This window comes from Pseudomonas sp. zfem002 (assembly GCF_032621685.1).
GTDB classification, from domain to species: domain Bacteria; phylum Pseudomonadota; class Gammaproteobacteria; order Pseudomonadales; family Pseudomonadaceae; genus Aquipseudomonas; species Aquipseudomonas japonica.
Genome location: NZ_JAVYJH010000024.1, coordinates 24,562 through 50,175 on the forward strand (window position 1 = coordinate 24,562; position 25,614 = coordinate 50,175).

General features: G+C 67.1%; 20 protein-coding genes and 3 tRNA genes. 5 read left to right on the forward strand and 18 right to left on the reverse strand.

All coding sequences use genetic code 11. The annotated features are described in order from the left end of the window. The first annotated feature begins 2 nt into the window (after positions 1–2). Genes RTI28_RS23810 through RTI28_RS23820 form a run of 3 tightly spaced genes read left to right on the forward strand, consistent with a single transcriptional unit; the run spans position 3 to position 3,506 of the window. Positions 3–1,481: an acetyl/propionyl/methylcrotonyl-CoA carboxylase subunit alpha gene (locus RTI28_RS23810; RefSeq protein ID WP_316922744.1), complete on the forward strand. Its 1,479-nt coding sequence runs from the start codon at positions 3–5 to the stop codon at positions 1,479–1,481. Between the two features lie 23 nt (positions 1,482–1,504). Continuing rightward, positions 1,505–2,068: an acetyl-CoA carboxylase biotin carboxyl carrier protein subunit gene (locus RTI28_RS23815; protein WP_316922745.1), complete on the forward strand. Its 564-nt coding sequence runs from the start codon at positions 1,505–1,507 to the stop codon at positions 2,066–2,068. Positions 2,069–2,111: 43 nt separating this feature from the next. Next, on the forward strand, positions 2,112–3,506 hold the full coding sequence (locus RTI28_RS23820) for an MmgE/PrpD family protein (RefSeq protein WP_316922746.1): 1,395 nt from the start codon (positions 2,112–2,114) through the stop codon (positions 3,504–3,506). Between the two features lie 147 nt (positions 3,507–3,653). Here RTI28_RS23820 and RTI28_RS23825 read toward each other — a convergent pair whose 3' ends face one another. The 3 genes from RTI28_RS23825 to RTI28_RS23835 are packed head-to-tail and all read right to left on the reverse strand — an operon-like array spanning position 3,654 to position 9,087. Then, the gene (locus RTI28_RS23825; protein WP_316922747.1) at positions 3,654–7,151 is read right to left on the reverse strand and encodes an indolepyruvate ferredoxin oxidoreductase family protein; all 3,498 of its coding nucleotides are present in this window, start codon (positions 7,149–7,151) and stop codon (positions 3,654–3,656) included. Further along, the gene (locus tag RTI28_RS23830) at positions 7,148–7,426 is read right to left on the reverse strand and encodes a DUF2783 domain-containing protein (protein WP_316922748.1); all 279 of its coding nucleotides are present in this window, start codon (positions 7,424–7,426) and stop codon (positions 7,148–7,150) included. The genes RTI28_RS23825 and RTI28_RS23830 overlap by 4 nt, the downstream gene beginning before the upstream one ends. Next, entirely contained in the window at positions 7,423–9,087 is a 1,665-nt protein-coding gene (locus tag RTI28_RS23835; protein WP_316922749.1) for an FAD-dependent monooxygenase, read from the reverse strand. Before RTI28_RS23835 ends, RTI28_RS23830 begins: the two co-directional genes overlap by 4 nt. 421 nt (positions 9,088–9,508) lie before the next feature. Here RTI28_RS23835 and RTI28_RS23840 point away from each other — a divergent pair, with 421 nt between their 5' ends. Then, positions 9,509–10,546: an EthD domain-containing protein gene (locus tag RTI28_RS23840; RefSeq protein WP_316922750.1), complete on the forward strand. Its 1,038-nt coding sequence runs from the start codon at positions 9,509–9,511 to the stop codon at positions 10,544–10,546. 51 nt (positions 10,547–10,597) lie between these two features. Next, on the forward strand, positions 10,598–11,977 hold the full coding sequence (locus RTI28_RS23845) for a class II 3-deoxy-7-phosphoheptulonate synthase (protein WP_316922751.1): 1,380 nt from the start codon (positions 10,598–10,600) through the stop codon (positions 11,975–11,977). Between the two features lie 67 nt (positions 11,978–12,044). Here the strand turns inward: RTI28_RS23845 and RTI28_RS23850 are convergent, their stop codons facing one another. From RTI28_RS23850 to truA, 15 genes are all read right to left on the reverse strand, one after another. Continuing rightward, complete coding sequence (locus RTI28_RS23850; protein ID WP_316922752.1) at positions 12,045–13,172, reverse strand: NADH:flavin oxidoreductase; 1,128 nt, start codon at positions 13,170–13,172, stop codon at positions 12,045–12,047. Between the two features lie 52 nt (positions 13,173–13,224). Further along, positions 13,225–14,028, reverse strand: coding sequence for an SDR family NAD(P)-dependent oxidoreductase (locus RTI28_RS23855; protein WP_316922753.1), 804 nt, complete (start codon positions 14,026–14,028; stop codon positions 13,225–13,227). A 33-nt stretch (positions 14,029–14,061) separates the two neighbouring features. Then, on the reverse strand, positions 14,062–15,630 hold the full coding sequence (locus tag RTI28_RS23860; protein WP_316922754.1) for an MFS transporter: 1,569 nt from the start codon (positions 15,628–15,630) through the stop codon (positions 14,062–14,064). A gap of 290 nt (positions 15,631–15,920) precedes the next feature. Further along, a tRNA-Asp gene (locus RTI28_RS23865) sits at positions 15,921–15,997 on the reverse strand. A 98-nt stretch (positions 15,998–16,095) separates the two neighbouring features. Next, positions 16,096–16,172: transfer RNA gene (locus RTI28_RS23870), tRNA-Asp, on the reverse strand. Between the two features lie 79 nt (positions 16,173–16,251). Further along, positions 16,252–16,327: transfer RNA gene (locus tag RTI28_RS23875), tRNA-Val, on the reverse strand. A gap of 226 nt (positions 16,328–16,553) precedes the next feature. Next, positions 16,554–17,327 carry an SDR family oxidoreductase gene (locus RTI28_RS23880; RefSeq protein ID WP_316922755.1) on the reverse strand — a complete coding sequence of 258 codons (774 nt, stop codon included), beginning with the start codon at positions 17,325–17,327 and terminating at the stop codon, positions 16,554–16,556. Beyond that, positions 17,324–18,535 carry an O-succinylhomoserine sulfhydrylase gene (locus tag RTI28_RS23885; protein ID WP_316922756.1) on the reverse strand — a complete coding sequence of 404 codons (1,212 nt, stop codon included), beginning with the start codon at positions 18,533–18,535 and terminating at the stop codon, positions 17,324–17,326. The genes RTI28_RS23880 and RTI28_RS23885 overlap by 4 nt, the downstream gene beginning before the upstream one ends. A 16-nt stretch (positions 18,536–18,551) precedes the next feature. Further along, positions 18,552–20,057 carry an amidophosphoribosyltransferase gene (purF, locus tag RTI28_RS23890; protein WP_316922757.1) on the reverse strand — a complete coding sequence of 502 codons (1,506 nt, stop codon included), beginning with the start codon at positions 20,055–20,057 and terminating at the stop codon, positions 18,552–18,554. Between the two features lie 41 nt (positions 20,058–20,098). Further along, on the reverse strand, positions 20,099–20,653 hold the full coding sequence (locus RTI28_RS23895; RefSeq protein WP_316922758.1) for a CvpA family protein: 555 nt from the start codon (positions 20,651–20,653) through the stop codon (positions 20,099–20,101). A 98-nt stretch (positions 20,654–20,751) separates the two neighbouring features. Beyond that, positions 20,752–21,447, reverse strand: coding sequence for an SPOR domain-containing protein (locus RTI28_RS23900; RefSeq protein ID WP_316922759.1), 696 nt, complete (start codon positions 21,445–21,447; stop codon positions 20,752–20,754). Positions 21,448–21,451: 4 nt separating this feature from the next. Continuing rightward, the gene (folC, locus tag RTI28_RS23905; RefSeq protein WP_316922760.1) at positions 21,452–22,738 is read right to left on the reverse strand and encodes a bifunctional tetrahydrofolate synthase/dihydrofolate synthase; all 1,287 of its coding nucleotides are present in this window, start codon (positions 22,736–22,738) and stop codon (positions 21,452–21,454) included. Then, positions 22,735–23,655, reverse strand: coding sequence for an acetyl-CoA carboxylase, carboxyltransferase subunit beta (gene accD / locus RTI28_RS23910; RefSeq protein ID WP_316922761.1), 921 nt, complete (start codon positions 23,653–23,655; stop codon positions 22,735–22,737). Before accD ends, folC begins: the two co-directional genes overlap by 4 nt. Positions 23,656–23,932: 277 nt before the next feature. Continuing rightward, a complete protein-coding gene (locus tag RTI28_RS23915; RefSeq protein WP_316922762.1) occupies positions 23,933–24,553 on the reverse strand; it encodes a phosphoribosylanthranilate isomerase in 621 nt (206 codons plus the stop codon). Between the two features lie 37 nt (positions 24,554–24,590). Further along, positions 24,591–25,469: a tRNA pseudouridine(38-40) synthase TruA gene (gene truA / locus RTI28_RS23920; protein ID WP_410479036.1), complete on the reverse strand. Its 879-nt coding sequence runs from the start codon at positions 25,467–25,469 to the stop codon at positions 24,591–24,593. Positions 25,470–25,614 lie beyond the last annotated feature (145 nt).

Sequence of the window (25,614 nt, forward strand, 5' to 3'; positions counted from 1 at the left end):
GCATGGTCAGTCGCGTCCTGATCTGCTGTCGCGGGGAAATCGCCCACCGCTTCATTCGCACCTGCCAGCTGCTGGGCCTGGAGACCGTGGTGATCTACAGCGCCGACGATGACCAGGCGCCGTTCGTCCTCGCCGCCGACGCCACGGTGCGCGTCGCCGCCTGGGATCCGGCAACCCTGATCCCCACGGTGATCGGCGCGGCGCTGGACCACGGCGCCGACGCCGTGGCGCCCGGCTACGGCCCGTTGGCCGAGAATGCCCAGTTCGCCGAGGCCTGCGTGGCCGCCGGGCTGGTGTTCATCGGCCCCAACGCCGCCGCCGTGCGCCAGACCGGCGACAAGATCGCCGCCCGCGCCGCGGCGCAGCGGGCCCGGGTTCCGCTGGTGCCGGGACGGAGCATCGACGCCGACCTCGAGGCCGGCGCCCGCGCCGCCGCCGAGATCGGCTACCCGGTGCTGCTCAAGGCCGCCCTTGGCGGCGGCGGGCGCGGCATCCGTGTGGTGAGCCAGGCGGCGGACTTCGCCGGGGCGCTGGCCGAAGTGCGCCATGAAGCGCTCCGGGCCTTCGGCAGCGACCAGGTGTACCTGGAGAAATTCCTCGGCGAGACAGTGCGGCACATCGAAGTCCAGGTGGTCGCCGACCAGCACGGCCATTACCTGCACCTGGGCACACGCGAGTGCAGCGTGCAGCGCCGTCGGCAGAAAATCGTCGAGGAAGCCCCCGCACCGAACCTCAGCGACGACCTGCGCCGGCGCCTGCACGAGGCGGCCCTGGCCATGGCCCGCGAGGTCGCCTACGACAGTGTCGGCACGGTGGAATTCCTCGTGGATGCCAACGAGCAGTTCTACTTCATCGAGATGAACGCGCGGATCCAGGTCGAGCACCCGGTGACCGAGGCCATCACCGGTGTCGACATCGTCGAGCAGCTGATTCGCTCGGCCCAGGGCCTGCCCCTCGCCCTCAGCCAGGAGCAGGTGCAGTTCCACGGGCACGCCCTGGAGTTTCGCCTCTGCGCGGAAAGCGCCCATGGCGACTTCCTGCCCACCGGCGGGCGGGTGGTCGACTACCGCGTGCCCGAGGGGCCGGGGATTCGCGTCGATTCCGGCATTCGCATCGGCTCGCTGATGTCGCCGCTGTTCGACAGCCTGTGCCTGAAGCTGATCGTCAGCGCCGGCAACCGCGCCTTCGCCGTGCAGCGCGCCCGCGCCGCCCTCGACGAATTGCTGGTGGCCGGTTTCAGCAGCAACCTGCCGGTACACGCCTGGCTGCTGGCCTGGCCGCCCTTCGTCGAGGGGCGCTATGACCTGTCGATCTGCAACCACTTCCCCTCGGCCCATGCCCTGCCCGCCGAGGAGGCGCAGTTGCTGCAGGCGGTGGCGGCCCTGGCGCGCCACCTGCAGCCCGCCGCCGCGCCCGCCCCAGCGGCGGGCAACCCGGTCTCGACCTGGACCCAGCGCAACAGCCACTGGCAGTTGTCCTGATGTCACCCAAGGAGCATGCCCGCATGAGCAGATCAGCGCCCAATACCTCACTCTCGACCCTCGCCGGCAACGTCGAAGGCGACGCCGGCACGGCTCAGGTCCATATCGAGGAGCTGGGTGAGCAGCGTTACCAGGCGGTGTTCGCCGATGGCCGCACCGTCCTGCTGGAAGTGCTGCGCCAGGACGAACTGTCCCGGCACGGCACGCGACTGGCCCTGAATGTCGAAGGCCGGCGGCAGACCGTGCACTTCACCAGCACCGGCACGCACACGGCGATCCTCGACCACGCCGGCAATCGTCGCGAGATCAGCTGGCACGGCGCCAGGCGTCGGGAAGGCGGCGCCAGCAGCAGCCGCCGGGACTTCGGCAACAGCCTGCTGGCGCCGATGCCGGCCCGCGTGCTGGAGCTCCTGGTCGACGCCGACAGCCTCGTCGAAGAGAACCAGCCGTTGCTGCGCATCGAAGCGATGAAAATGGTCATGACCCTGTCGGCGCCCGGCCGCCGGCGGATCGAGGCCCTGCACGTGCAGGCGGAGGACAGCGTCCTCGCCGGCCAGTTGCTGATCACCTTCGCCCAGGCGGACTGAGCCTGCGGCACCCGCTCGTTTTTCTCATCTCAAAGGAACTGAAATGACACTGGAAGCCCGCCTTATCCGCTATTGCGACGACCTCACCTATGCCGCCATCGACCCCGCGGCCGTGGAGATCGCCAGCCGCTCGCTGCTCGACGCCCTCGGCGTGTCCTTGGCAGGTGCCCGTGACGACGGGGTCAGGGTGCTCGCCGGGATCGTCGAAGACTGGGGCGGCCAGCCGCAGAGTCGTGTCCTTGGTCGCCGCCAGGCGCTGCCCGCGCCGGCCGCGGCGCTGCTCAACGGCGCCGCCGCGCGGGTCCTGGATTTCGATGATGTGGCCGACCCGCTGGGCACCCACCCGAGCGTGGCCATCCTCCCGCCCCTGCTGGCGATCGCCGACCTGATCGATGCCCCGCTCGACCGCGAGGCGTTCATCAGCGCCTTCGTCCTCGGCCAGGACCTGTCCATTCGCCTGTCCCGGGCGCGCAAGGAAACCCTGCTGGAGAGCGGCCGCTACGACCTGTGCAAGGTGATCGCAGCGACAGCCGCCGCCGGCAAGCTCTACGGCCTGCGCGGCAACCAGTTGCAGCACGCCCTCGGCATCGCCTACACCAGCGCCCTGGGGGAAACCCAGTGCATGATCGATGGCGCCTCGACGGTGTTCTACCAGCAGGGCCTGGTGGCGGCCAACGCGGTGCGCGCGGTGATCCTCGCCGCCAACGGCTTCACCGGCGCCAGCCAGTTCCTCACCGGCCGCTGGGGCTACTACAACGCCTTCGAACCCGGCTCGGCGCTGGAAACCATCGACGCCGAGCTCGGTACCCTGTTCAGCAACACCGACGGGATCGCTTTCAAGCCCTACCCGACCTGCCGGCCGAACACCTCGGCCGTGGCCCTGGCCCTGGAACTGGTGGGCGGGCGCCGCCTGAGCGCTGCCGAGGTGGTGCGCATCGACATCCGCACCAACCGCCAGATCCATGACCTGGTCAGTGCCCCGGTGGAGCGCAAGCAGGCGCCGACCACGGTGGTCGAGGCGCGTTTCAGCCTGGCCTACAACGTCGCCACGGCCCTGGCCAGCGGCGACCTGTTCATCGACGACTTCACCGAGCAGGCGATCCTGCGTCCGCAGATCATCGCCTTGAGCCGCAAGATCTTCCCGGCCCACGACCCGGCCTGCGAAATCGCCGAGCTGGGTACCCACGGCAAGATCAAGGTGCGCATCGAGCTGACCGATGGCACGGTTCTGCAGGGCGAGGTCAGCCACGCCAAGGGCAACCCGCGCAACCCGATGAGCCAGGAAGAACTGCTGCACAAGTTCGACAAGTGCCTGGCCTATTCGGACGCGCCTCATGCCCGGGCGCACGCGGCCACGGTGATCGACTGGATCTTCGATCGCGACGGCATCAACCCCGCCTACACCGTGCTGGCCCAGGCCCTGCACGCGCCGCTTTGAGCCGGGCGACCGGATAAGCCTGTTGGGGCTGCTCTGCAGCCCTTCGCGGGCAAGCCACGCTCCTACGGCAATCCTGTGGGAGCGAGCTCGCTCGCGAAGGGCCGCAAAGCGGCCCAATACGCCTGTTGTCGTTCAGGTGCACTCCCTTCAGGACACCTTGTCCACCTCCACCACCGCAATGCGCCTCGGCGCCCCGCGCTCCACCGGCCCGCCCTCGATCTGCGCGATCAGGTCGAGCTGACGCTGCCGCGCCAGGACGATCGAGCGGGTCTTGATGTGCCCGTAGCCGCGAATGCTCTCCGGCACCCGCGCCCAGCTCACCAGCAACGGCAAGGTGTCGGCGTTCAGCCGCGGCAGCAGGGACAGCAGCGTGCGCTGGTAGTCGTCGAGCAAGTGCCGCTCTTCACGCCGCTCCTTGAGCAGACCGAACGGGTCGAGCGCCGTGTGACGCAGGAAGCGCAGCCCGGCCAGCGCGCGGAACACCGGGATGATCCAGCCCGAGACCTTGATCTTGCGCGGCTCGCCGGCCTGCTTGCGAAACACATCCAGCAACGGCGGCGCCAGGTGGAAGGTCACCCGCGGCCGACCGACGAAGGACTCGCCAAGGCTGCGCAGGAACGCCGGCGAGCTGTGCAGGCGCGCCACCTCGTATTCATCCTTGAAGGCCATCAGCTTGAACAGGTTGTGGGCCACCGCGTGGGCCAGGGTGAGATCGCCCAGGCTCGCGCTGGCCTGCACCACCTGCTCGACCAGCTCGCGGTACCGGCCGGCGTAGCGTTGATCCTGGTAGTCCACCAGGAACGCGCTGCGCTGCTCGACGACCTGCTCCAGGGTGCGCGGCGGCGGCGCTTCGCTGTGCATGAGCGGGTTGATCTGGGCATCGACGAACGCAGGATCGGCGGCCAGCAGGCGCCCCCAGGCGAACGCCAGCCGGTTGGCCTGGACATCGCCGCCATGGATTTCCAGCGCCCGGTCCAGGGCACTGAACGCCAGGGGCACGGCGCCCTGCTGCCAGGCATAGCCGAGCAACAGGATGTTCGCCTGCATCGGCCCGACCACCGCCGCCGCCACCTCCCGCGCATCCACGGACAGGTAGTGCTCGGCGCCGACGATGTCGCTCAGGCGCTTGGCGATCGCCGCCGTCTCCAGGCGCAGGGTGGCGTCCTGGAGCATGGCCCCGGCCTGGACTTCGCTGGTGCTGGCGATCACCCGCGAGCGGCCGCGCTGCAGCACGTTCAGGGCTTCGTCTTCCGAGGCCACGGCGAGGTCGGAGGCGATCAGCACGTCGGCGCAGGCGCGGTCGATGCGGTGCTGATGCAGGTGTCGGGCGTCATGGGCGAAGCGGATATGGCTGAACACCGAGCCGCCTTTCTGGGCGAAGCCGGTGAAGTCCAGGACCGACACCTCGAGCCCCTGCAGGTGCGCGGCCATGGCGATGGTGCCGGCCATGGTCACCACGCCGGTACCACCAACGCCGGTGAGCAGCAGCTCGAAGGTGCGCGCGAACTCCACGCGACGTGGCGGCGTCAGGGCATCCGCGCGGACCAGCACATCGGCGCCGGCAACCGCTGCCCGCCGCGGCTTGGCCGGGGTGCCGGTGACCGTGACGAAGCTCGGGCAGAAGCCCTTGACGCAGGACTGGTCGAGGTTGCAGGAGTCGGCCTCGATGCTGCGCTTGCGGCCGAACGCGGTATCCACCGGCACCACCGACAGGCAGTTGGACTTGGTCTGGCAATCGCCGCAGCCTTCGCAGACCTGCTGGTTGATCACCACCCGCGAGCGCACCTTGGCCGGCGGCGCGCGCTTGCGCCGGCGGCGGGCTTCGGTGGCGCAGACCTGGTCGAAGACCAGCACGCTGACCCCGCGCACCTCGCGCAGGCGCCGCTGAACGCTGTCCAGGCTGTCGCGGTGATAGACCTGGACGCCCTCCGGCAGGCTGTCGCGCGCCTTGTAGCGGCTCGGGTCGTCCGCCACCACGACCACCTCGCGCACCCCTTCGCCGCGTACCAGCTCGACCACCTGGCGCACGCTCAGGGTGCCGTCCACCGGCTGGCCGCCGGTCATCGCCACCGCATCGTTGTAGAGCACCTTGTAGGTGATGTTGGCGTTGGCCGCGATGGCCTGGCGGATCGCCAGGTAGCCGGAATGGAAGAAGGTGCCGTCGCCCATGTTCTGGAAGATGTGCGGGGTCGCGACAAAGGCCATCTGCCCGAGCCAGTCCACGCCCTCGCCGCCCATCTGCACGCTGCCGCTGGTGGCGCGGTCGGGCATGCGCGCGGCCAGGGCATGGCAACCGATGCCGAGCCGCGCCTCGCTGCCCTCGGGCAACTGGGTCGAGGTGTTGTGCGGGCAGCCCGAGCACAGGTACGGGGTGCGCTTGAGCCAGTGGAAGTCGCGCGATACCGGCCCCTCGATCCAGTAGCGCGGCACGTCGATGTCCAGGCCGAACGGCGCCAGGCGCGTCGCCAGGACCCAGAGGATGCGCGACGGCCGCAGCTCTTCGACCACCGACAGCAGCGGCTGCCCGCGCTCATCCAGCTTGCCGATGATCAACGGGCGGTTTTCCGGGCGGGCATTGAACAGGCTGCGCTTGAGCTGGTCCTCGACGATGCCCTGCTTTTCCTCGATGACCAGCACCCGCTCGCAGCGTCTGGCCCAGGCGTCCAGGACCGGCGACAACGGATGCACGACACGGATGCTGAGCAGGGCGATGCCGGCCTTCTCCAATGCCTCCAGCGACACGCCGCCCTGCTCCAGGGCCTCGCGCACGTCGCCGTAGGCTTTACCGACGGCGGCAATCAGCAGCCGCGGAAAGGCCGGCGCGGTTTCCACCCGGTCCAGGGGATTGGCGCGGATGAAGCGCCGCGCCGCCTCCAGCTTGTGCGGAAAACGCCGCTCGATCTGCATGCCGGGCAGGTCCGGCCAGCGCCAGTGCAGACCGTCCGGGCCGGGATCGACCTCGGGCCGGGTGAAGTCGGGCGCCGCCAGGGTATCGACCGAGCGCGAGGCCTCGACGGTTTCGGTGATGGCCTTGAAGCCGACCCACAGCCCGGAACAACGCGACAGCGCCCAGCCCCACAAGCCGCAGTATTCATAGTCGCCGAGCCCGACCGGATGGATCACCGGCAGCCCCCAGGCGATCAAGGCCTGGTCCGACTGGTGGGACATCGACGAGGAGACGCAGCCATGATCGTCACCGGTGACCACCAGCACCCCGCCATGGGGCGAGGCACCGTAGGCATTGCCGTGCTTCAGGGCGTCACCGGAGCGGTCGACGCCGGGGCCCTTGCCGTACCACATGGCGAACACCCCATCGTGCAGGCGCGCCGGGTCGCTTTCCACCCGCTGCGTGCCGATCAGCGCGGTCGCCGCCAGGTCTTCGTTGATCGCCGGCTGGAAGCGCACGTTGGCTTTTTCCAGCAGCGGCTTGACCCGCCACAGTTCCTGATCCAGGCCGCCGAGGGGCGAGCCGCGGTAGCCGCTGACGAAGCCCGCCGAATTGATCCCTGCCGCGCGGTCCGCCGCGGCCTGGGCCAGCAGCAGGCGGACCAGCGCCTGCTGGCCGCTGAGGAAGATCTTTCCGGGCGGCTCGTCCAGGCCGCGCAGGTAACGGGAGTCCAGCCGATACGCCGAGTCCAGAGTCATGTCCGAGCCCCTTCGCTGTGCGCGCGAGGTGAGTGGGAAGGCGTGACGGCCAGGCGTTTCAGGCCTTGCCGGGCGATCTGGATCACCTCCTGCAGCACGGTGTCGTCGCCGATGTGGTTCATCAGCAGCAGCACCAACTGGGCGTGGAGCAGGTGCCCGGTGGCGGCGTCGAGGTCCTGGCAGGCGTCCGTCAGCAACTGGTAGGTGCGGTCCGGGTTGCTCAGGCGGCATTGCGTGACCAGGCCAGCGCCCGGTGAAGTGGCGGATCGGCTCATGACACGTACTCCTGTGCGTGGACCGGCAGCCCGGTGGCCGCCGCGAGGGCAATCGAACGCTCGATGGTCGCTGGATCGGGGAACGCGAGGATGGTCAGCACATGCTGGTCCGGACGCACGATCAGCACGTCCCCCGGCTGCAGGCCGTAGCGCGCGGCGACCAGGCCGTGCTGATCCCACACCAGGTCCTGCCCCGGTGCGGGCTCGCCGGCGCTCACCACCAGCAGATCGGCCGGATAGGCCGAGGCAATCGCCGCCGGCACGCGGCCTGGCGCCGGCTCGTAGAACAGCACGCTGAAGCCGCGCCGCCCCAGGTGGTCGAGCAGCCAGGCGGGTTCGCCGTGGATACTGACCGGGGCGTCCGGCGCGGCCGTGCCGGGGACGATCCGGGCACCGCCGGGGTGGACGAACTGACCGAACAGGCCCACCCCTTCCAGGCGTGCAGGCCGGGACAGCCGCCCGGAGTTGATCAGCGCACGCCCCCACGAGGTGGTGCCGGCCAGGGCCAGCGCCGCTTCGCGCAGCACATGAGCGGCGCGGCTCGGCGGGGTGATGAAATCGGCGCTGCGGGTGGAGTTGAGGATGTTTTCGTCGGCGGCGAACACCCGCTCCTCGTCGTAGGAGTGCAGCAGCGACGGCGATGCCCCGTGCAGGAGGATGCCGGCCAGGCGCCAGGCGAGGTTGTCGGCATCCTGGATCCCGCCATTGCCGCCACGCCCGCCGAACGGGCTGACCTGATGCGCGCTGTCGCCCGCGAAGATCACCCGCGAGTGGACGAAGCGCTCCAGGCGTCGGCAGCGGAAGGTGTAGACGCTGATCCAGTCGATGCGCAGCGGCGTGTCTTCGCCGAACATCGCCCGCAGCCGCGCGGCGACCCGCTGCGGTTCGCGCTCGACGGCCGGGTCGGCCTCCGGCCCCAGCTGGAAATCGACACGCCACAGGTCATCCGGCTGCTTGTGCAGCAGCACCGAATGGTTGGGGTGAAACGGCGGGTCGAACCAGAAACGCCGTTCGGCGGGAAAGTCCGGCTTCATCTCCACGTCGACGATCAGGAAGTGATCGTCGAAGACCTTGCCGATGAACGGCAGGTCCAGCGCCGTGCGCACCGTCGAGCGCGCGCCGTCGCAGGCGACCAGCCAGTCGCACTGCAAGCGGTAGGCGCCGTCCGGGCATTCGATGCTCAGGGTCGCGCCGAGGGGCTGCTGGTCGACGCCGACCACCCGGCTCAGGCAGCGCAGGTCGACCAGGCCGGTGGCCAGGCAGGCCTGCACCAGCCATTCCTCGATGTAGGTCTGCTGGATGTTGAGAAACGCGGGACTGCGAAAGCCGGGCTCCGGCTGGAAGTCGAAACTGAACACTTCCTGGTCCTTGTGGAAGACCCGGCCGAGCTGCCAGTCGACGCCCTTTTCCCGCAGCGCCTGCGGCAGGCCGAGACGGCCGAGGATTTCCAGGCTGCGCTGGGCGAAGACAATCGCGCGGGAACCTTCGATCAAGGTCTGCCGTGCCTCCACCACTACGCTCGCCACACCGCGACGGGCGAGGTCGAGGGCCAGGGTCAGGCCCACCAGGCCGGCACCGACAATCGCGATAGGCACCTTGCGCAGCGTACCGAGCCGAAGCTCCGGGGGGGTTGCATAGGTCAAGCTTGACGGCTGATGCATGGTTCGTCGCCTCCGATGGCAAAGTGCTGCGTTGAGAAACGCAAACAGGGTCCGCCGAAGGAAGTTAGCTCTCTTGCGCTTAGTTCGCAAGAACGCCAAAAACCCAGAGATATAGCGAATAAAACTAGGGCTATCGCGCTTTATTCAGCTTCGCTGGTAACGCTAGGCCAGCACCAGCTATCGCTAAAACCGGGAAAAAACCAATTAAAACAGGGCAATAATCGACAAATAGGGTGCCTCAGCAAGACCAGACTGGACCTGTATCACAGGTCTGAAAGACACAGAAAAACAATGTTGCAAGCGATCTATTCGTGAACTACTTTGTTTCCTGGCAACACCCACGTTGAGCGTCACGGACCCACCCGGCCGTCGCAGCCACAGCCCATGGAACGGCAACGGCATTGAGATTTCAGGAGAAGACATGCTCGACATCACCCCGGAAAGCACCGCGTCCGCCCCGCTTCAGCGCGCCGGCGATGAACCGCTGACGGTGCTCTGCACCCTGCTCTCGCGCGCCGACAACACGCCCCTGCACCAGCGGCGCAAAGGCCCGCTGCAGATGCTCGACCTCTACGGCGAAGTGCTCGGCGATCCGGCCAGCACGCCCAACGCCTTCGAAGCGCAGCCCAACCTCAACTACGAGAAATGGACCGAATACTGGCGCAAGACCCACGGCCCGCGCTTCACCCACGCGCTGCCGATCCAGGCCGATGGCCGCCATCCGCTGCTGCGCTATGACCAGATCCACCGGGTCAGCGCCGGCCCGTCCAGCCTGCGCCCGCTGCCGTACCTGCCGCCGCTGGACGCGGACGGCCGGCTGTTCGACACGGTGATCGGCCATGTGCCCGAGCACGAGCGCCCGGAATGGGACGGCATCGCCTACCTCGGCTTCGCCAACACCGATGCCCTGCAGGTCACCTTCGGCCACGAGGAGATCACCCGGGCGATCCTGCCCGAGGACCAGGTGATCTTCCGCGAGCTGTGCCCGATCCTCTGCCGGCAGCACATCGTCATCCCCAACCCGACGTCGAGGGAGTCGATCCTGCTGATCAGCCTGGTGCGTCGCGCCCCCGCGCTGGGCCGCGAGCAGTTCCAGCAGCGCTGGCTGCACGACTACGCGCCGCGCCTGCTGGCCCAGCCCGCCACCCAGCGCCTGGTGCGACGCTACGTGCAGTTGCACAACATCGGCCCGGTGGACGCCGACCAGCCGCTGTACCACGAAGTGGGCAAGGACATCGACGGCGTGGCCATCACCGCCTTCGCCACCATCACCGACCTGGAGGAGTTCCTCGGCGATCCGCAGATCGCCGCGCTGCTCCACGACCAGGCGCAGCTGATCGACCCGCAGCAGCATGAGTACTGGACCGCCCTGGCCTTCCAGGTGGTCAATCAACTGCCCGCGGAAACCCGCACCGCCACTCCCGGCCCTGCCCGCCAGGTCGCCGACGCACACGCTTGAGCAGCACGCTGATCGCCCCCATCCCCTTATGGAACAAGTGGAGATGCACCCATGCCCAATGAATGGTCACCTTCCTCCTGGCGTGAAAAGAATGCCCTGCATTTGCCCGAATACGCCGACCCCGAGCGCCTCGCCGCCGTCGAGGCGCAACTGAGCGACAGCGTGCCGCTGGTCCTGGCCTCGGAGGTCCGCTCGCTGAAGTCGCGCCTCGCCCAGGTCGCGCGGGGCAAGGCGTTTCTCCTGCAGGGCGGCGACTGCGCCGAATCCTTCGCCGAATTCAGCCCCGGTGGCGTGCGCGACCTGTTCCGGGTGTTCCTGCAGATGTCCACGGTGCTGGCCTTCAGCACCGGGGTGCCGGTGGTCAAGGTCGGGCGCATCGCCGGGCAGTTCGCCAAACCGCGCAGCTCGCCGGTGGAAACCATCGATGGCGTGACCTTGCCCAGCTACCTCGGCGATATCATCAACTCGATCGAGTTCACCGAGCAGGCGCGCCGTCCCGATCCCGAGCGGATCCTGCAGGCCTACCATCAGGCCAACGCGACCATGAACCTGCTGCGTGCCCTGGGTCGCAGCGGTTTTTCCGACATGCGCCACGTGCAGCAGTGGAATACCCGCTTCATTGCCGGCGCGCCGGAAGGACGGCGCTACCAGGTGATCGGCCGGCGCATCGAGGAAGCCCTGGCCTTCATGAATGCCTGCGGGGTTTCGCCGGAATCGGTCCAGGCCCTGCGCGAAACCGAGCTGTTCACCAGCCACGATGCGCTGCTGCTGAACTACGAGGAAGCCTTCACCCGCCTCGACTACACCAGCGACGAATGGTACGACTGCTCGGCGCACATGCTGTGGATCGGCGAACGCACGCGGGGCATCGACGGCGCCCATGTGGAGTTTCTCAAGGGCGTGAAGAACCCGGTCGGCCTCAAGTGCGGCCCCACCCTGAAGGAACAGGACCTGCTGCGCCTGATCGAAGCGCTCAACCCGCAGAACGAGGCCGGCCGCCTGACCCTGATCGTGCGCATGGGCGCCGATGTCCTCGCCGAACGCCTGCCGCAACTGGTGCGCGCGGTCAAACGCGAGGGCCACGATGTGATCTGGTCGGTCGACCCGATGCATGCCAATACCATCAAGTCCAGCAGCGGCTACAAGACCCGGCGCTTCGCCTCGGTGATCACTGAAGTCGAGCGCTTCTTCGATGTGCACCACGCCGAAGGCACCCATGCCGGCGGCGTGCACCTGGAAATGACCGGCGCCGATGTCACCGAGTGCACCGGCGGCGGCCAGCGCATCTGCGACGACGACCTGAGCAACCGCTACCACACCCACTGCGACCCGCGCCTGAACGCGACCCAGGCCCTGGAGCTGGCGTTCCTCATCGCCGAGAAGCTGAAGGTCGACCAGCCCGCCCGGCCCAACCTGGAACTGGCGCTCTGAGCGACGTTTCCAGCGGCCGCAAAAAAGCCCATCCGACGCTCGTCGGATGGGCTTTTCAATGCCCCGCTCAGACCTCCGTGAGCATGGCCTCGCGGTCGAAACGACGGATCTCCGCCAGGCGATTTTCCCGCACCTTGTTGGGCCATTGCGGATCCGCCAGCAACATCCGCCCCAGGGCCACCAGGTCCACCGCACCGGACTGCAGCTGACCGAGCACCGGCGTCAGGTCGCCCTGCCCGGCGTCCGCGCTTTCGTTGCCGCGCAGTTGGGCGATCGAGTACACCTTGTCCAGCCCGACGCTGCCCACCATCATCACCGGCTTGCCGCTCAGGCGCCGGGTCCAGGCCGCCAGGCTGTCGCTGCTGCCGGCGAAGGCCGGCTCCCAGCAACGCCGGGTACTGACGTCGAAGATATCGACACCGGCATCCACCAGGATCTCGAGAAAGACCTTCAACTGCTCGGCGTCCTCGACGATCCGCGCGTCGTAGTCGCTGATCTTCCACTGGGAGAAGCGGAACAGGATCGGGAAGCCGGGGCCCGTCGCCTCGCGCACCGCCCGCACGATGCGCGCGGCCAGGCGGGTGCGGTTGGCCAGCGAGCCGCCGTACTCATCGTCGCGCTGGTTGCTGCGCTGCCAGATGAAGCTGTCGATCAGGTACTCGTGGGCGCCGTGGATCTCCACCCCGTCGAAGCCGACGGCCTGGGCGTCCCGGGCCGCCTGGGCGTAGGCCTCGATCACCTCCTCGATATCCGCCAGGGTCATCGCCTTGACCAGCACTTCGTCGCCTTCCCTGATCTCCATCGGGCCGTAGCCCGGCACCTGGGGCGACGGTGCCATGCCCAGGCGGCGGATCGGCCCGACGTGCCACAACTGCGGGACGATCCGCGCGCCCGCCTTGTGCACCGCGGCCACCACCGCCTTCCAGCCGTCCAGGGCCTGCTCGCCAGACAGGTCGGGCACATGGTTGTAGCCATGGGCCGCCGGATGGCCGATGCAGGTGCCTTCGGTGACGATCAGCCCGACGCCGCCTTCGGCGCGGCGCCGGTAATAGGCGACCGATTGCTCGCCGGGTATGCCCCCGGGCGAACGCTGGCGGGTCATGGGGGACATGACGATGCGGTTTCTCAGGGTATGCGCGCCGAAGGCGATGGGGTTGAACAGCACCTGGTGCTGAGGGTCGTGCGCTTGACTCATGATCTGCTCCTGAACGGATTCGCGGGAAGGAAACGGCACCAAAGGTGGCCCCTCACGCGGTGCTGGCCAGGAATCCGCCGTCGATACGCAGGTTCGCGCCATTGATATAGGCCGCCTTCGGGCTGGAGACGAAGGCGACCAGGTCGGCCACTTCATGGGGGCGTCCCAGGCGCCCCACCAGGGTCGGCGAAATCTCCGTGGCGATCTTGCTCTCGATCGCCTGCCAGTCCCCTTCCCAGGCATTTTTCTGCGCCACCGACTGCCAGTGCTGCTCCGCGGCCGGGGTCAGCACATCGCCGGGGCTGATGCAGTTGGAGGTGACGCCGGTGCCGCCGAACTCCTTGGCGAAGGTCACCGCCAGGCTCACGCAGGCAGCCTTGGTCGCCGCATAGGCACCGAAATTGGCGAACGGACGGGTCGCGGCGATGCTGCCCAGGGTGATGATCCGGCCCCAGCCGCGATCGATCATCGCTGGGGCCAGCAGGCGCACCAGGCGGATCGCCGAGCCGACGTTCTGGTCATACAGCTTCAGCCAGTCGTTGGCCTCGCTGTCCAGCACCGGCGTGGGGGGAAACGCGCCCGCATTGGCGACCAGGATATCGATGCCACCGAAGGCCGCCAGCGCCAGCTCGGCCACCTCGCTGGCCTGTTCGTCGCTGACCAGGTCGCCACAGGCCAGCGCGGCCTTGCCGCCGGCCTCGCGGATGGCACTCACCACCGCCTCGCTCTCCGGCCGGCGCCGGCCATGCACCACCACCTCGACACCTTCGGCGGCCAGCGTCAGGGCAATCGCCCTGCCGATGCCGCTGTTGCTGCCGGTGACCAACGCTCGTTTACCCGCCAGTTGCAAATCCATTTATTCACCTCGACGATTGGTAGTGTCACGATTTCAGTTGTGCACGGGCGCCCCGCCGCTGCTGTCGACCTTGACCGTCAGCGCGCACAGCAGCGCACACAGCGCCGTCAGCGCGGCGATCAACAGCAGCACCGCACTGAACGACTGTTGATAGACCGCCGACAGCAGTTGCCCCAGGGCAGGCCTGTCGGCGCTGGCGGCCTGTTCCAGCAGCGCGCCCAGTTGACCGCTGGCCACCTGCCCGGCCCACTCGCCGAGCCGCGCCGGGTCGAGCAAGGCCTGTTCGCTGGCCAGCTGGTGCAGGCCCGACGCCGTGTAGCCCACCAGCAAGGCCCCGATGATGGCGATGGCGACGGCTTCGCCGGCCACACGCATGGTGGTGAAGATCCCGGCGGCCATCCCGGCGCGCTCCTTGGGCACCACGCTCATCGACAGGCCGTCCATCAGTCCCCAGGGCAAGCCGCTGCCAATGCCAATGACCAGCATCGCCGGGACCACGCTCCAGACATCCGCGCCCGCCTCCAGGGTGAACGCCAGCCAGCACTCGCCCAGCGCGGCCAGGAGCAGGCCGGCGCCGCACAGGTGACCGGGGGCGATGTGCCGCGACAGGGCGCCCGCCAGCAACGGCACGATCAGCATGGGCGCGGTCAGCGGCAGGATGGCCAGGCCGACGCGGGTCTCGTCGTAGCCCTGGATGCCGATGAACCAGATCGGCAGGTACACCAGCAAGGCGACAAAGCAGAACCCGGTGGAGATGGGCAGCAACTGCACCCCGACAAAGCGCGGGTAGCGGAACAGGCTGAGGTCGAGCATGGCCGCGCGGGACTTGAGTTCGACCAGGACGAACAGCAGCAGCAGCCCGGCGCTGCCCAGCAGCAAACCGATCACCAGCGGATGCCCCCAGCCCTTTTCCGGCCCCGAGACGATCCCGAGGGTCAGCGCGCCGAGGGCCAGGGTGAACAAGGCGATACCCCACCAGTCGATGCCCTTGGCGTTGGTATCACGGGACTCGTTGACCTTCTGGAAACTGAACAGGAAGACCAGCAGCGACGCCAGGGCAATCCCGAAGAACAGCGAGCGCCAGCCCAGGTGGGCAATCAGCACCCCAACCAGCATCGGCCCGAATGCCAGGCCGATGCCGAATGAGGTGCCGAGGAAACTGAAGGCGCGCAAACGCAGGTGATCGTCGAACTCCTGGGCGATCAGCGCGGAGGCCGAGGTCAGCGTCAGCGCCCCGGCGATCCCTTCGATACCGCGCAGGACATTGAGCACGCCGATGCTCGGGGCGAGGCCGATCAGCAGCGAGGTGAGGAAAAACAGCAGCAGACCCGAGATGAAGCATCGCTTGCGACCGAATCGGTCCGCCAGCGCACCACCCGCCATCACACAGCTGCCGAAGGCGACGTTGTAGGCATTGACCACCCCGCCCAGTTCCAGCAGCGAACCACCCAGGTCACGGGCGATCATTGGCGTGGCGATGGCCGGGCCGGTGAACACGATGGGAATGATGATGCCGGCTGCGCACAGCGGAAGGAGCACGGAGTAGCGGTTCTTCAGGACCGGGTGAATGTGTTCTTCATGGAGCTCTTGCGAAATGCCCATTTAGTCATGCCCTCGACTCAAAAAAATCCTCTCGACCTCTGCCGGTCATCCCGGTCGCGGGTCGGTACACCAGAAAGAAGCGGATTTTATGCTCTCACGCTGATAGATCGCATGCAACCTAAATAATCGAGACAACAGGCAAGGCGCAACGACGCCGCCCGGCGCACAGGCATGGGTGCCGGGAAGGTTTGGCGGAGGGAATGGCGAAGGAAATGCAGAAACAAAAAAAGCGGCCAATGGCCGCTTTCTTTGTAGCTTCCGGGTGTTCAGTGGGCCCTGGAAGCTCGATATGGCGCAGCGGACGGGACTCGAACCCGCGACCCCCGGCGTGACAGGCCGGTATTCTAACCGACTGAACTACCGCTGCGTATCGCACGAACTTGCGTTCGTTTGAAACTGGGATCTGGCCTGAAGGCTTCGGTGCCTTCGGACCTCAAACCGCTCATCGAGCGATCTGGAGAAAAGTGGCGCAGCGGACGGGACTCGAACCCGCGACCCCCGGCGTGACAGGCCGGTATTCTAACCGACTGAACTACCGCTGCGCATGTGGACTTGCGTCCTGTTCCTCTCTGGTAGACCGTTTCTTGCGAAGCGATCCGGGTCAGGAACGTTCTCAGGAAGTGGTGGGTGATGACGGGATCGAACCGCCGACCCTCTGCTTGTAAGGCAGATGCTCTCCCGGCTGAGCTAATCACCCTTCGTAACTTACGTCCCATCGCGTCACTGCTGTTGCTGTTTCGCTTTGTTTCGTTTGCTTCGCTGAGGCCGCGAAATTTACGCAGGTAACGAACCTAAGTCAATACCCCCATTGAAGTTTTTTTTCAAAAAGGGCAAAAAAAGCGTTTTCCCCGTATCCCTCTCGACCGCAAGCGGTAGCACAAACTTGCCGTTTCACAACCACGAACCGCGAGAAACGCCAGCGGTTACTGGTAGATCATCTTCTTGGTCATGCCGCCGTCGACGACGAACTCCTGGCCGGTGACGAACCCGGCATTCTTCGACAGCAACCAGGACACCGCCGCCGCCACGTCTTCCACCGTCCCTACCCTGCCCGCCGGATGCTGGGCATGGTCGGCGTCGCTGAGAGGCTCGGCACGCCGCACGGAAGGATCACGGGCATCGATCCAGCCGGGGCTGACCGCATTGACCCTGATCTCCGGGCCCAGGCTCATGGCCAGGGCATGGGTCAGCGCCAGCAGGCCGCCCTTGCTCGCCGCGTAGGCCTCGGTGTCCGGCTCGGACTGGCCGGCACGGGTCGAGGTCAGGTTGACGATGGCCCCGCAATGCGCGCGCAGGTAAGGCGCGCAATGCTTGGCCAGGAGCATCGGTCCGCCCAGGTTGACCGCCAGCACGCGATTCCAGTGCTGCAGGCTGAGGCTTTCCAGGGTGGTGTTGTGCGGATCGGCGATCGCCGCGTTGCACACCAGGGCATCGAGGCGACCGAACTGACCAAGGACTTCGGCCACGCCGAGGGTCACCTGGACCTCGTCGGAGACATCCATGCCGACGAACCAGGCGTTATCGCCCAGCACCTTGGCGACCTTGGTCCCGCGCACCCGATCGAGGTCGGTGAGCACCACCTGCCAGCCCTCGGCGATCAGCCAGGCAGCGATGCCCAGGCCGATGCCGCGGGCGGCGCCGGTGACCAGCGCCACGCGACCGTTATGGCTGCTCTCGGCAACCGACCAGTCGATCACAGCGCGGCCAGCCCGCGCGCGAGGTCGGCCTTGAGGTCGGCCACGTCTTCCAGGCCCACGGCGACGCGGATCAGGCTGTCGCGGATACCGGCGGCTTCACGCTCCTGCGGCGACAGGCGGCCGTGGGAGGTGGTACCCGGGTGGGTGATGGTGGTCTTGCTGTCGCCGAGGTTGGCGGTGATCGAGATCAGTCGGGTGGCATCGATGAAGCGCCATGCGCCCTCCTTGCCGCCCTTGACCTCGAAGCTCACCACCGCGCCGAAGCCCTTCATCTGGCGCTTGGCCAGGTCGTGCTGCGGATGGCTTTCCAGCCCGGCGTAGTGAACCTTGTCGATGCCGTCCTGCTGCTCCAGCCACTCGGCCAGCTCCTGGGCATTGGCGCAGTGCGCGCGCATGCGCAGGTTCAGCGTCTCCAGGCCCTTGAGGAAGACCCAGGCGTTGAACGGGCTCAGCGACGGGCCGGCGGTACGGATGAAACCGACCACTTCCTTCATCTGCTCGCTGCGACCGGCGACCACGCCGCCCATGCAACGGCCCTGGCCGTCGATGAACTTGGTCGCCGAGTGCACGACGATGTCCGCGCCCAGTTGCAGCGGCTGCTGCAGGGCCGGGGTGCTGAAGCAGTTGTCCACCACCAGCTGGGCACCCTTGGCGTGGGCGATTTCCGCCAGCGCGGCGATGTCCACCAGTTCGGCCAGCGGGTTGGATGGCGACTCGACGAACAGCAGCTTGGTATTGGCCTTGATCGCCTGTTCCCAGGCGTTCAGATCGGCCAGCGGCACATAGTCGACCTGCACGCCGAAGCGCTTGAAGTACTTCTCGAACAGGCTGATGGTCGAACCAAACACGCTCTGCGAGACCAGCACATGGTCGCCGGCGCTGCACAGGGCCATGACCGTGGCGAGGATCGCGGCCATGCCGGTGGAGGTCGCCACCGCCTGCTCGGCGCCTTCCAGGGCGGCGATGCGCTCCTCGAAAGCCCGCACGGTGGGGTTGGTGTAGCGTGAATAGACGTTGCCTGGAACCTCGCCGGCGAACCGCGCCGCGGCATCGGCCGCGGTCCGGAACACGTAGCTGGAGGTGAAGAACAGCGGGTCGCTGTGCTCACCTTCCGGCGTGCGATGCTGGCCGGCGCGTACCGCCAGCGTATCGAAAGCGACCCCTTCGAGGTCGCTGTCCAGGCGCCCGGCATCCCATTCCTGTGTCATGCCGCTGCTCCCCTTATCAGTTGTTGTGAAGGTCGATGATCGCGCTGACTGCCTGGTTCTTGGCCTTGGCGAGGTCGTTGCGCGCTCGCTCGATGCGCTCCAGGTAGGCTTCGTCGACGTCACCGGTGACGTACTGGCCGTCGAATACCGCGCAGTCGAAGTGCTCGATCTTGATCTTGCCGCCGCCAACCGCTTCGATCAGGTCCGGCAGGTCCTGGTAGACCAGCCAGTCGGCGCCGATCAGGTCGGCGACATCCTGGGTGCTGCGGTTGTGAGCGATGAGTTCGTGGGCGCTCGGCATGTCGATGCCATAGACGTTGGGGAAACGCACGGCCGGAGCGGCCGAGCAGAAGTAGACGTTCTTCGCGCCGGCTTCACGGGCCATCTGGATGATCTGCTTGCAGGTGGTGCCACGGACGATGGAGTCGTCCACCAGCATCACGTTCTTGCCGCGGAATTCCAGCTCGATGGCGTTGAGCTTCTGGCGCACGGATTTCTTCCGCGCGGCCTGGCCCGGCATGATGAAGGTACGGCCGATGTAGCGGTTCTTGACGAAGCCTTCGCGGAACTTCACGCCCAGGTGGTTGGCCAGTTCCAGGGCCGCGGTGCGGCTGGTGTCGGGGATCGGGATGACCACGTCGATGTCGTGGTCCGGACGCTCGCGCTGGATCTTCTCGGCCAGCTTCTCGCCCATGCGCAGGCGCGCCTTGTACACCGAGACGCCGTCGATGATCGAGTCGGGACGGGCCAGGTAGACGTGCTCGAAGATGCACGGCGAGAGTTTCGGGTTGGCCGCGCACTGACGGGTGTGCAGCTTGCCTTCCTCGGTGATGTAGACCGCTTCGCCCGGTGCCAGGTCGCGGATCAGGGTGAAGCCGAGGACGTCCAGGGACACGCTTTCGGAAGCGATCATGTACTCGACGCCTTCGTCGGTGTGACGCTGGCCGAAGACGATCGGACGGATACCGTTGGGGTCACGGAAGCCGACGATGCCGTAGCCGGTGATCATCGCCACCACGGCATAGCCGCCGACGCAGCGGTTGTGCACATCGGCGACCGCGGCGAACACGTCTTCCTCGGTCGGTTGCAGCTTGCCGCGTACCGCCAGCTCATGGGCGAAGACGTTGAGCAGGACTTCCGAATCGGAGTTGGTGTTGACGTGGCGCAGGTCGGACTCGTAGATCTCCTTGGCCAGCTGCTCGACGTTGGTCAGGTTGCCGTTGTGCGCCAGGGTGATGCCGTAAGGCGAGTTGACATAGAACGGCTGGGCCTCGGCCGAGGTCGAGCTGCCCGCGGTTGGATAGCGCACGTGGCCGATGCCCATGTGGCCGACCAGGCGCTGCATATGGCGCTGCTGGAAGACGTCACGGACCAGACCGTTGTCCTTGCGCAGGAATAACCGGCCATCATGGCTGGTCACAATACCGGCAGCGTCCTGGCCGCGGTGCTGGAGGACGGTTAGCGCGTCATACAGCGCCTGATTGACGTTCGACTTACCGACGATACCGACGATGCCACACATGCGACGCAACCCCTACTTAATGAAACTGGATTGAACGGTGCTCACGGAGCTTTTGGCCCCAGGAGCTGTTCCTTGAACGGGAGATCAACCGGAGCGCTGATCCCGCTGGCTAGCCACTGGCTGGTCAACCCCAGGATGAGGTTCTTCGACCAGTCAGCCACCAATAGAAATTGTGGCAAGAGTCGCGACTCCTGCCACCACGGATCCTGTTGTACCGGCCCCAGGCTCAGCAGCCCGACGGCCACCACCACCAGCAGGGCGCCGCGGGCGGCGCCGAAGGCCATGCCGAGGAAGCGATCGGTCCCGGACAGCCCGGTGACGCGAATCAGCTCGCCAAGAAGAAAATTGATCATCGCCCCCACCAGCAGGGTGGCGACGAAAACGATGGCGCATCCGCCGATGACCCGGGCCGATGGCGTCTGTATGTAACTGTCCAGATACTGCGCGGCGGAGCCGCCGAACATCCACGCCACCGCACCGGCGACGATCCAGGTAAGCAGCGACAGGGCTTCCTTGACGAAGCCGCGCTTGAGACTGATCAGCGAAGAAATGGCGATGATCGCGAGAATCGCCCAGTCGACCCAGGTAAATGCCACGGTGTTGCCTGCAAACGGTTGAGGCCGCGCATTTTACCAGAGCGAGGGACTATGGGTAAGCGGTGATTTGCCGTCCGGCGCGGGCTGGACGGCAGGTTTCAGCCACGCTCGGGCTGGAAGCGCACCACGAAACCCTTGAGTTTCTGCTGGCGACTGATGACATCGCGCAGGCGCTCGGCCTCGGCCCGCTCGATGACCGGACCGACGAACACCCGGTTCATCCCGTCCGCGGAGCGGATATAGGCGTTGTAGCCCTGGCTGCGCAGGGTTTTCTGCAGGCTGTCGGCGCTGGCGCGATTGGACAGGCTGGCCAGTTGCACCGACCAGCTGACCGGCAGGCCATTGGGATCGACCTTGTTGGCCGGAGCCTGGGGCGCGGCCGCTGCAGGTGCCGGAGCAGCCACGGGTTTGGCCGGCGCGGCAGCGACCGCCGGTGCTGGCGCTGGTTTGGCGGCGGGTGCCGGGGTCGGGATCGGCGTGCTTGGCTTCGGCGCTTCCTGCACGGGCGTCGAGGCCACCGGCGCAGACGGCGCCGGAGCGATCGGCGTGCTCGGTGCCGTCTGCGGCTGGCTGGCCACGTTGCTGTCGGGAATGACCTGGGGTTCCGGCACCTGTACCGGCTCCACCTGGACCTGCGGCAAGGCCGGCACCGCCGGCGCCTGCGGCGCTTCGACCTGGACCTGACGCAGTTCGTCTTCCTTGGTGAACAGCATCGGCAGGAAAATCACCGCCAGCGCCACCAGCACCAGCGCACCGACCATCCGTTGCTTGATCACCTTGTCCAGCCCCGCCATTGACTCAGTCCTCCATGGCCTGCCGGCTCAGCCACTGCAAGGCCTCGCCGACACAGAAAAATGATCCGAACAGCAGGATTTCGTCATCCGCCGTCGCCCGCGCGCACTGCCCTTCCAGGGCCTGCGCGACGCAGGAGTAAGACTGCACGGAAGCGCCAAGGTTCTCCAGCGCGGCCTGCAGCTCCGGCGCCGGGCGACTGCGCGCAGTATCCAGTGTAGCCACCGCCCAGCTGCCGACGTGCGGCAACAGCGGCCGGATCACTCCGTCGAGGTCCTTGTCCGCCAGCAGGCCGAACACCGCCAGGCGCTGGCCGGCCACCGGGCGCGCAGCCAGGCGCTCGGCCAGGTACTCGGCGGCATGCGGGTTGTGCCCCACATCCAGGAGGATATTCAGGCGCTTGCCCTGCCAGACGAACTGGCGGCGGTCCAGGCGCCCGACGATCCGCGCCGCCTGCAACGCCTGGGCGATCTGCCCGGCCTGCCACGGCAGATCCAGCAGCAGGTAGGCCTGCAGGGCCAGGGCGGCGTTTTCCATCGGCAGGTCGAGCAGCGGCAGGTCGCGCAGCTCGACCTCGGCACCCCGCGCATCGACGCCGCGCCATTGCCAGCGCTGCTCGGTGTAGGCCAGGTCGAAATCACGTCCGCGCAGGAAGAACCCGCAGGACAGCTCGCGCGCCTTGTCCAGCAAGGGCTGCGGCGGATTGAGGTCACCGCACAGGGCGGGCTTGCCCTGGCGGAAGATGCCGGCCTTCTCGAAGGCCACCGACTCACGGGTATTGCCCAGCCAGTCGGCATGGTCGACACCGATGCTGGTGACCACGGCGAGGTCGGCGTCCACCAGGTTGACCGCATCCAGGCGCCCGCCTAGGCCGACTTCGAGGACCACGGCATCCAGCGCCGCGCGACTGAACAGCCAGAAGGCCGCCAGGGTGCCCATTTCGAAGTAGGTCAGGGAGATTTCGCCACGGGCGGCCTCGACCGCGGCGAAGGCCTCGCAGAGCTGCTGGTCGTCGACTTCCCGTGCGTCGATCTGCACCCGCTCGTTGTAGCGCAGCAGGTGCGGCGAGCTGTAGACCCCCACCTTCAGCCCCTGCGCCTTGAGCAGCGCGGCGATGAAGGCGCAGGTCGAACCCTTGCCGTTGGTCCCGGTGACGGTGATCACCCGTGGCGCCGGCTTGCCCAGCCCGAGCCGGGTCGCTACCTCTCGGGAGCGATCCAGGCCCATGTCGATGGCCGACGGGTGCAGTTGCTCCAGATAGGCGAGCCAGTCGCCAAGGGTACGCGGGGTCATACGGTGGCAGGCGCCGGCGGTACGACCACGGCATCGACGGCCGATGGCACGTGCTTCGGCGTCGGTTTGCCGGTCATCTGCGCCAGGATCGTGGCCAGGCGCGAACGCAGCTCGGCGCGGTGGATGATCATGTCGATGGCGCCGTGCTCCAGCAGGAACTCGCTGCGCTGGAAGCCTTCCGGCAGTTTCTCGCGCACGGTCTGCTCGATGACGCGCGGACCGGCGAAGCCGATCAGGGCCTTTGGCTCACCGACGATGACGTCGCCGAGCATCGCCAGACTGGCGGAAACGCCGCCGTAGACCGGGTCGGTCAGCACGGAGATGAACGGAATGCCTTCTTCGCGCAGGCGCGCCAGGGCGGCGGAGGTCTTGGCCATCTGCATCAGCGAGATCAGCGCTTCCTGCATGCGCGCGCCGCCGGAAGCGGAGAAGCAGACCATCGGGCAACGGTTTTCCAGGGCGTAGTTGGCGGCACGCACGAAGCGCTCGCCGACCACGGCACCCATGGAGCCGCCCATGAAGGAGAACTCGAAGGCGCTGACCACGATCGGCATGCCCATCAGGGTGCCGCTCATGGAGATCAGCGCGTCCTTCTCGCCGATCGCCTTCTGCGCGGCGACCAGGCGGTCCTTGTACTTCTTGCCGTCGCGGAACTTCAGGCGGTCCACCGGCTCCAGCTCGGCGCCCAGCTCGTTACGGCCTTCCGGATCGAGGAAAATGTTCAGGCGCGCGCGGGCGCCGATACGCATGTGATGGTTGCACTTGGGGCAGACGTCCAGGGTCTTTTCCAGTTCCGGACGGTACAGCACGGCCTCGCAGGACGGGCACTTGTGCCACAGGCCCTCGGGAACCGAACTCTTCTTCACCTCGGAACGCATGATCGATGGGATCAGTTTGTCTACTAACCAGTTGCTCATGCTTTATTTCTCCAGTAGCGGCGGCCGGCAGGCAATGGGTGCCGGGTCGCGCGTATGCCCTTGAGCTTGAAAATTCGTGTATGTCGCGAAGATCAGCCGCAACCGCCGCCGCGCCCTGGGCGCCAGATCCTGCGGAATGCGACTCATCGTCAACCTGTATGGGCGACGCCTGCGGCGCCGACCGTGAAATTCGGCCGGCCCGCGGGCCTGACCAGGCAGCAACGGGCTGCGAAAGCTATGGACGATGCCTTGTCGGCCGCCGTCACATCGACACGCATCACGCCTGGCGCACCGCGGCGAGGAAGGCCTGGATACGTTCCGGGTCCTTGATGCCCTTGGCCTGCTCCACCCCGCCGCTGACGTCCACGGCCCACGGACGGACCTGGGCGATGGCCGCGCCGACGTTGGCGGGCGAGAGACCACCGGCGAGGATGATCGGCTTGCTCAGGTGCTCCGGCACCAGCGCCCAGTCGAACGCTTCGCCGGTCCCGCCGGGAACGCCGGCCACATAGGTGTCGAGCAGAATGCCGCTGGCCCGCGCGTACAGCTTGCAGGCCGCTTCCAGGTCATCGCCGGGGCGCACCCGCAGGGCCTTGATCCACGGCCGGTTGTAGCCTTCGCAATCGGCCGGGGTTTCGTCGCCATGGAACTGCAGGAGGTCCAGCGGCACGGCTTCGAGGATCTCGTTCAACTCGCAGCGACTGGCGTTGACGAACAGCCCCACGGTGGTCACGAACGGTGGCAGGGCGGCGATGATTTCCCGCGCCTGCTGCACATTCACCGCCCGCGGGCTCTTGGCGTAGAACACCAGCCCGATGGCGTCAGCCCCCGCCTCGGCCGCGGCCAGCGCGTCTTCCACGCGAGTAATACCGCAGATCTTGCTGCGAACGGCAGACATGGCCAGGGAATCTCCAACGAAGCGAAAGTCCCGGATGTTAGCAAATGACCACCGGGTCGTCAGCCGTCAGGGCATCGAAACCCGTGAGGAAATGTGGCCCGATGAAACGTCGCGGCAGGGCGAACTCCTCGGGGTATTCGACCTGCACCAGATACAGGCCGAAAGGATGCGCGGTCGGTGCACCGGCACGCCGGTCGAGGCTGGCCAGGACCTCGCCCACCCACTCGATCGGCCGCTCGCCGGCACCGATGGTCATCAGTACCCCGGCGATGTTGCGCACCATATGGTGGAGGAAGGCACTGGCGCGGATATCGAGGACGATCATCTTGCCGTGGCGGGTGACCCGCAGGTGGTGGATGGTCTTGATCGGCGACTTGGCCTGGCACTGTCCGGCGCGGAAGGCGCTGAAGTCATGGGTACCGATGAGACAGGCGGCGGCGGCGGCCATGCGCTCGACGTCCAGCGGCCGGTGGTTCCAGGTGACCTGGTCGCCGAGATGCGCCGGACGGATCTGGTCGTTGTAGATCACATAGCGATAACGCCGGGCGAACGCCTTGAAGCGGGCATGGAAGTGCGCCGGCATCTGCTCGGCCCAGGTCACGCTGATGTCGTGGGGCAGATGGCTGTTGGCGCCCATGGTCCAGGCCTTGGGATTGCGCACGGCGCAGGTATCGAAATGCACCACCTGGCCGCTGGCATGGACTCCGGCATCGGTGCGTCCGGCGCACTGCACGGTGATCGTCTCGGCGGCCACTTTCGACAGGGCCTCCTCGAGGGTCTGCTGGACACTGATGACGCCATCGCCCTGACGCTGCCAGCCGCGGTAGCGGGTGCCTTTGTATTCAACGCCCAGGGCGATGCGGGAATAGCCTTCGGCCGCGACTTCGGCGGGGTTTTCGATGATTTCCAAGGGAATGAGAGCCTGTGGGTTACGCAATGGCGGCGATTATAACGACAACGGCAGCTGCGGGGGCCTATGCGCGATGCATGAATGGGCTAGCCCGCGAAGGACTGTAGGATCTGACTTGCCCGCGAACCAACCGTAGGAGCGCGGCTTGCCC

What these genes read in the sequence shown, in the direction of transcription:
- RTI28_RS23820 (WP_316922746.1), top strand. Translation starts at nt 2,112, where the DNA reads ATGACACTGGAAGCCCGCCTTATCCGCTATTGCGACGACCTCACCTAT.
- folC (WP_316922760.1), bottom strand. Translation starts at nt 22,738, where the DNA reads ATGACCCCGCGTACCCTTGGCGACTGGCTCGCCTATCTGGAGCAACTG.
- RTI28_RS23900 (WP_316922759.1), bottom strand. Translation starts at nt 21,447, where the DNA reads ATGGCGGGGCTGGACAAGGTGATCAAGCAACGGATGGTCGGTGCGCTG.
- RTI28_RS23815 (WP_316922745.1), top strand. Translation starts at nt 1,505, where the DNA reads ATGAGCAGATCAGCGCCCAATACCTCACTCTCGACCCTCGCCGGCAAC.
- RTI28_RS23860 (WP_316922754.1), bottom strand. Translation starts at nt 15,630, where the DNA reads ATGGGCATTTCGCAAGAGCTCCATGAAGAACACATTCACCCGGTCCTG.
- RTI28_RS23840 (WP_316922750.1), top strand. Translation starts at nt 9,509, where the DNA reads ATGCTCGACATCACCCCGGAAAGCACCGCGTCCGCCCCGCTTCAGCGC.
- RTI28_RS23830 (WP_316922748.1), bottom strand. Translation starts at nt 7,426, where the DNA reads ATGAGCCGATCCGCCACTTCACCGGGCGCTGGCCTGGTCACGCAATGC.
- RTI28_RS23885 (WP_316922756.1), bottom strand. Translation starts at nt 18,535, where the DNA reads ATGACACAGGAATGGGATGCCGGGCGCCTGGACAGCGACCTCGAAGGG.
- purF (WP_316922757.1), bottom strand. Translation starts at nt 20,057, where the DNA reads ATGTGTGGCATCGTCGGTATCGTCGGTAAGTCGAACGTCAATCAGGCG.
- RTI28_RS23835 (WP_316922749.1), bottom strand. Translation starts at nt 9,087, where the DNA reads ATGCATCAGCCGTCAAGCTTGACCTATGCAACCCCCCCGGAGCTTCGG.
- RTI28_RS23855 (WP_316922753.1), bottom strand. Translation starts at nt 14,028, where the DNA reads ATGGATTTGCAACTGGCGGGTAAACGAGCGTTGGTCACCGGCAGCAAC.
- RTI28_RS23845 (WP_316922751.1), top strand. Translation starts at nt 10,598, where the DNA reads ATGCCCAATGAATGGTCACCTTCCTCCTGGCGTGAAAAGAATGCCCTG.
- RTI28_RS23850 (WP_316922752.1), bottom strand. Translation starts at nt 13,172, where the DNA reads ATGAGTCAAGCGCACGACCCTCAGCACCAGGTGCTGTTCAACCCCATC.
- RTI28_RS23915 (WP_316922762.1), bottom strand. Translation starts at nt 24,553, where the DNA reads ATGTCTGCCGTTCGCAGCAAGATCTGCGGTATTACTCGCGTGGAAGAC.
- RTI28_RS23810 (WP_316922744.1), top strand. Translation starts at nt 3, where the DNA reads ATGGTCAGTCGCGTCCTGATCTGCTGTCGCGGGGAAATCGCCCACCGC.
- accD (WP_316922761.1), bottom strand. Translation starts at nt 23,655, where the DNA reads ATGAGCAACTGGTTAGTAGACAAACTGATCCCATCGATCATGCGTTCC.
- RTI28_RS23825 (WP_316922747.1), bottom strand. Translation starts at nt 7,151, where the DNA reads ATGACTCTGGACTCGGCGTATCGGCTGGACTCCCGTTACCTGCGCGGC.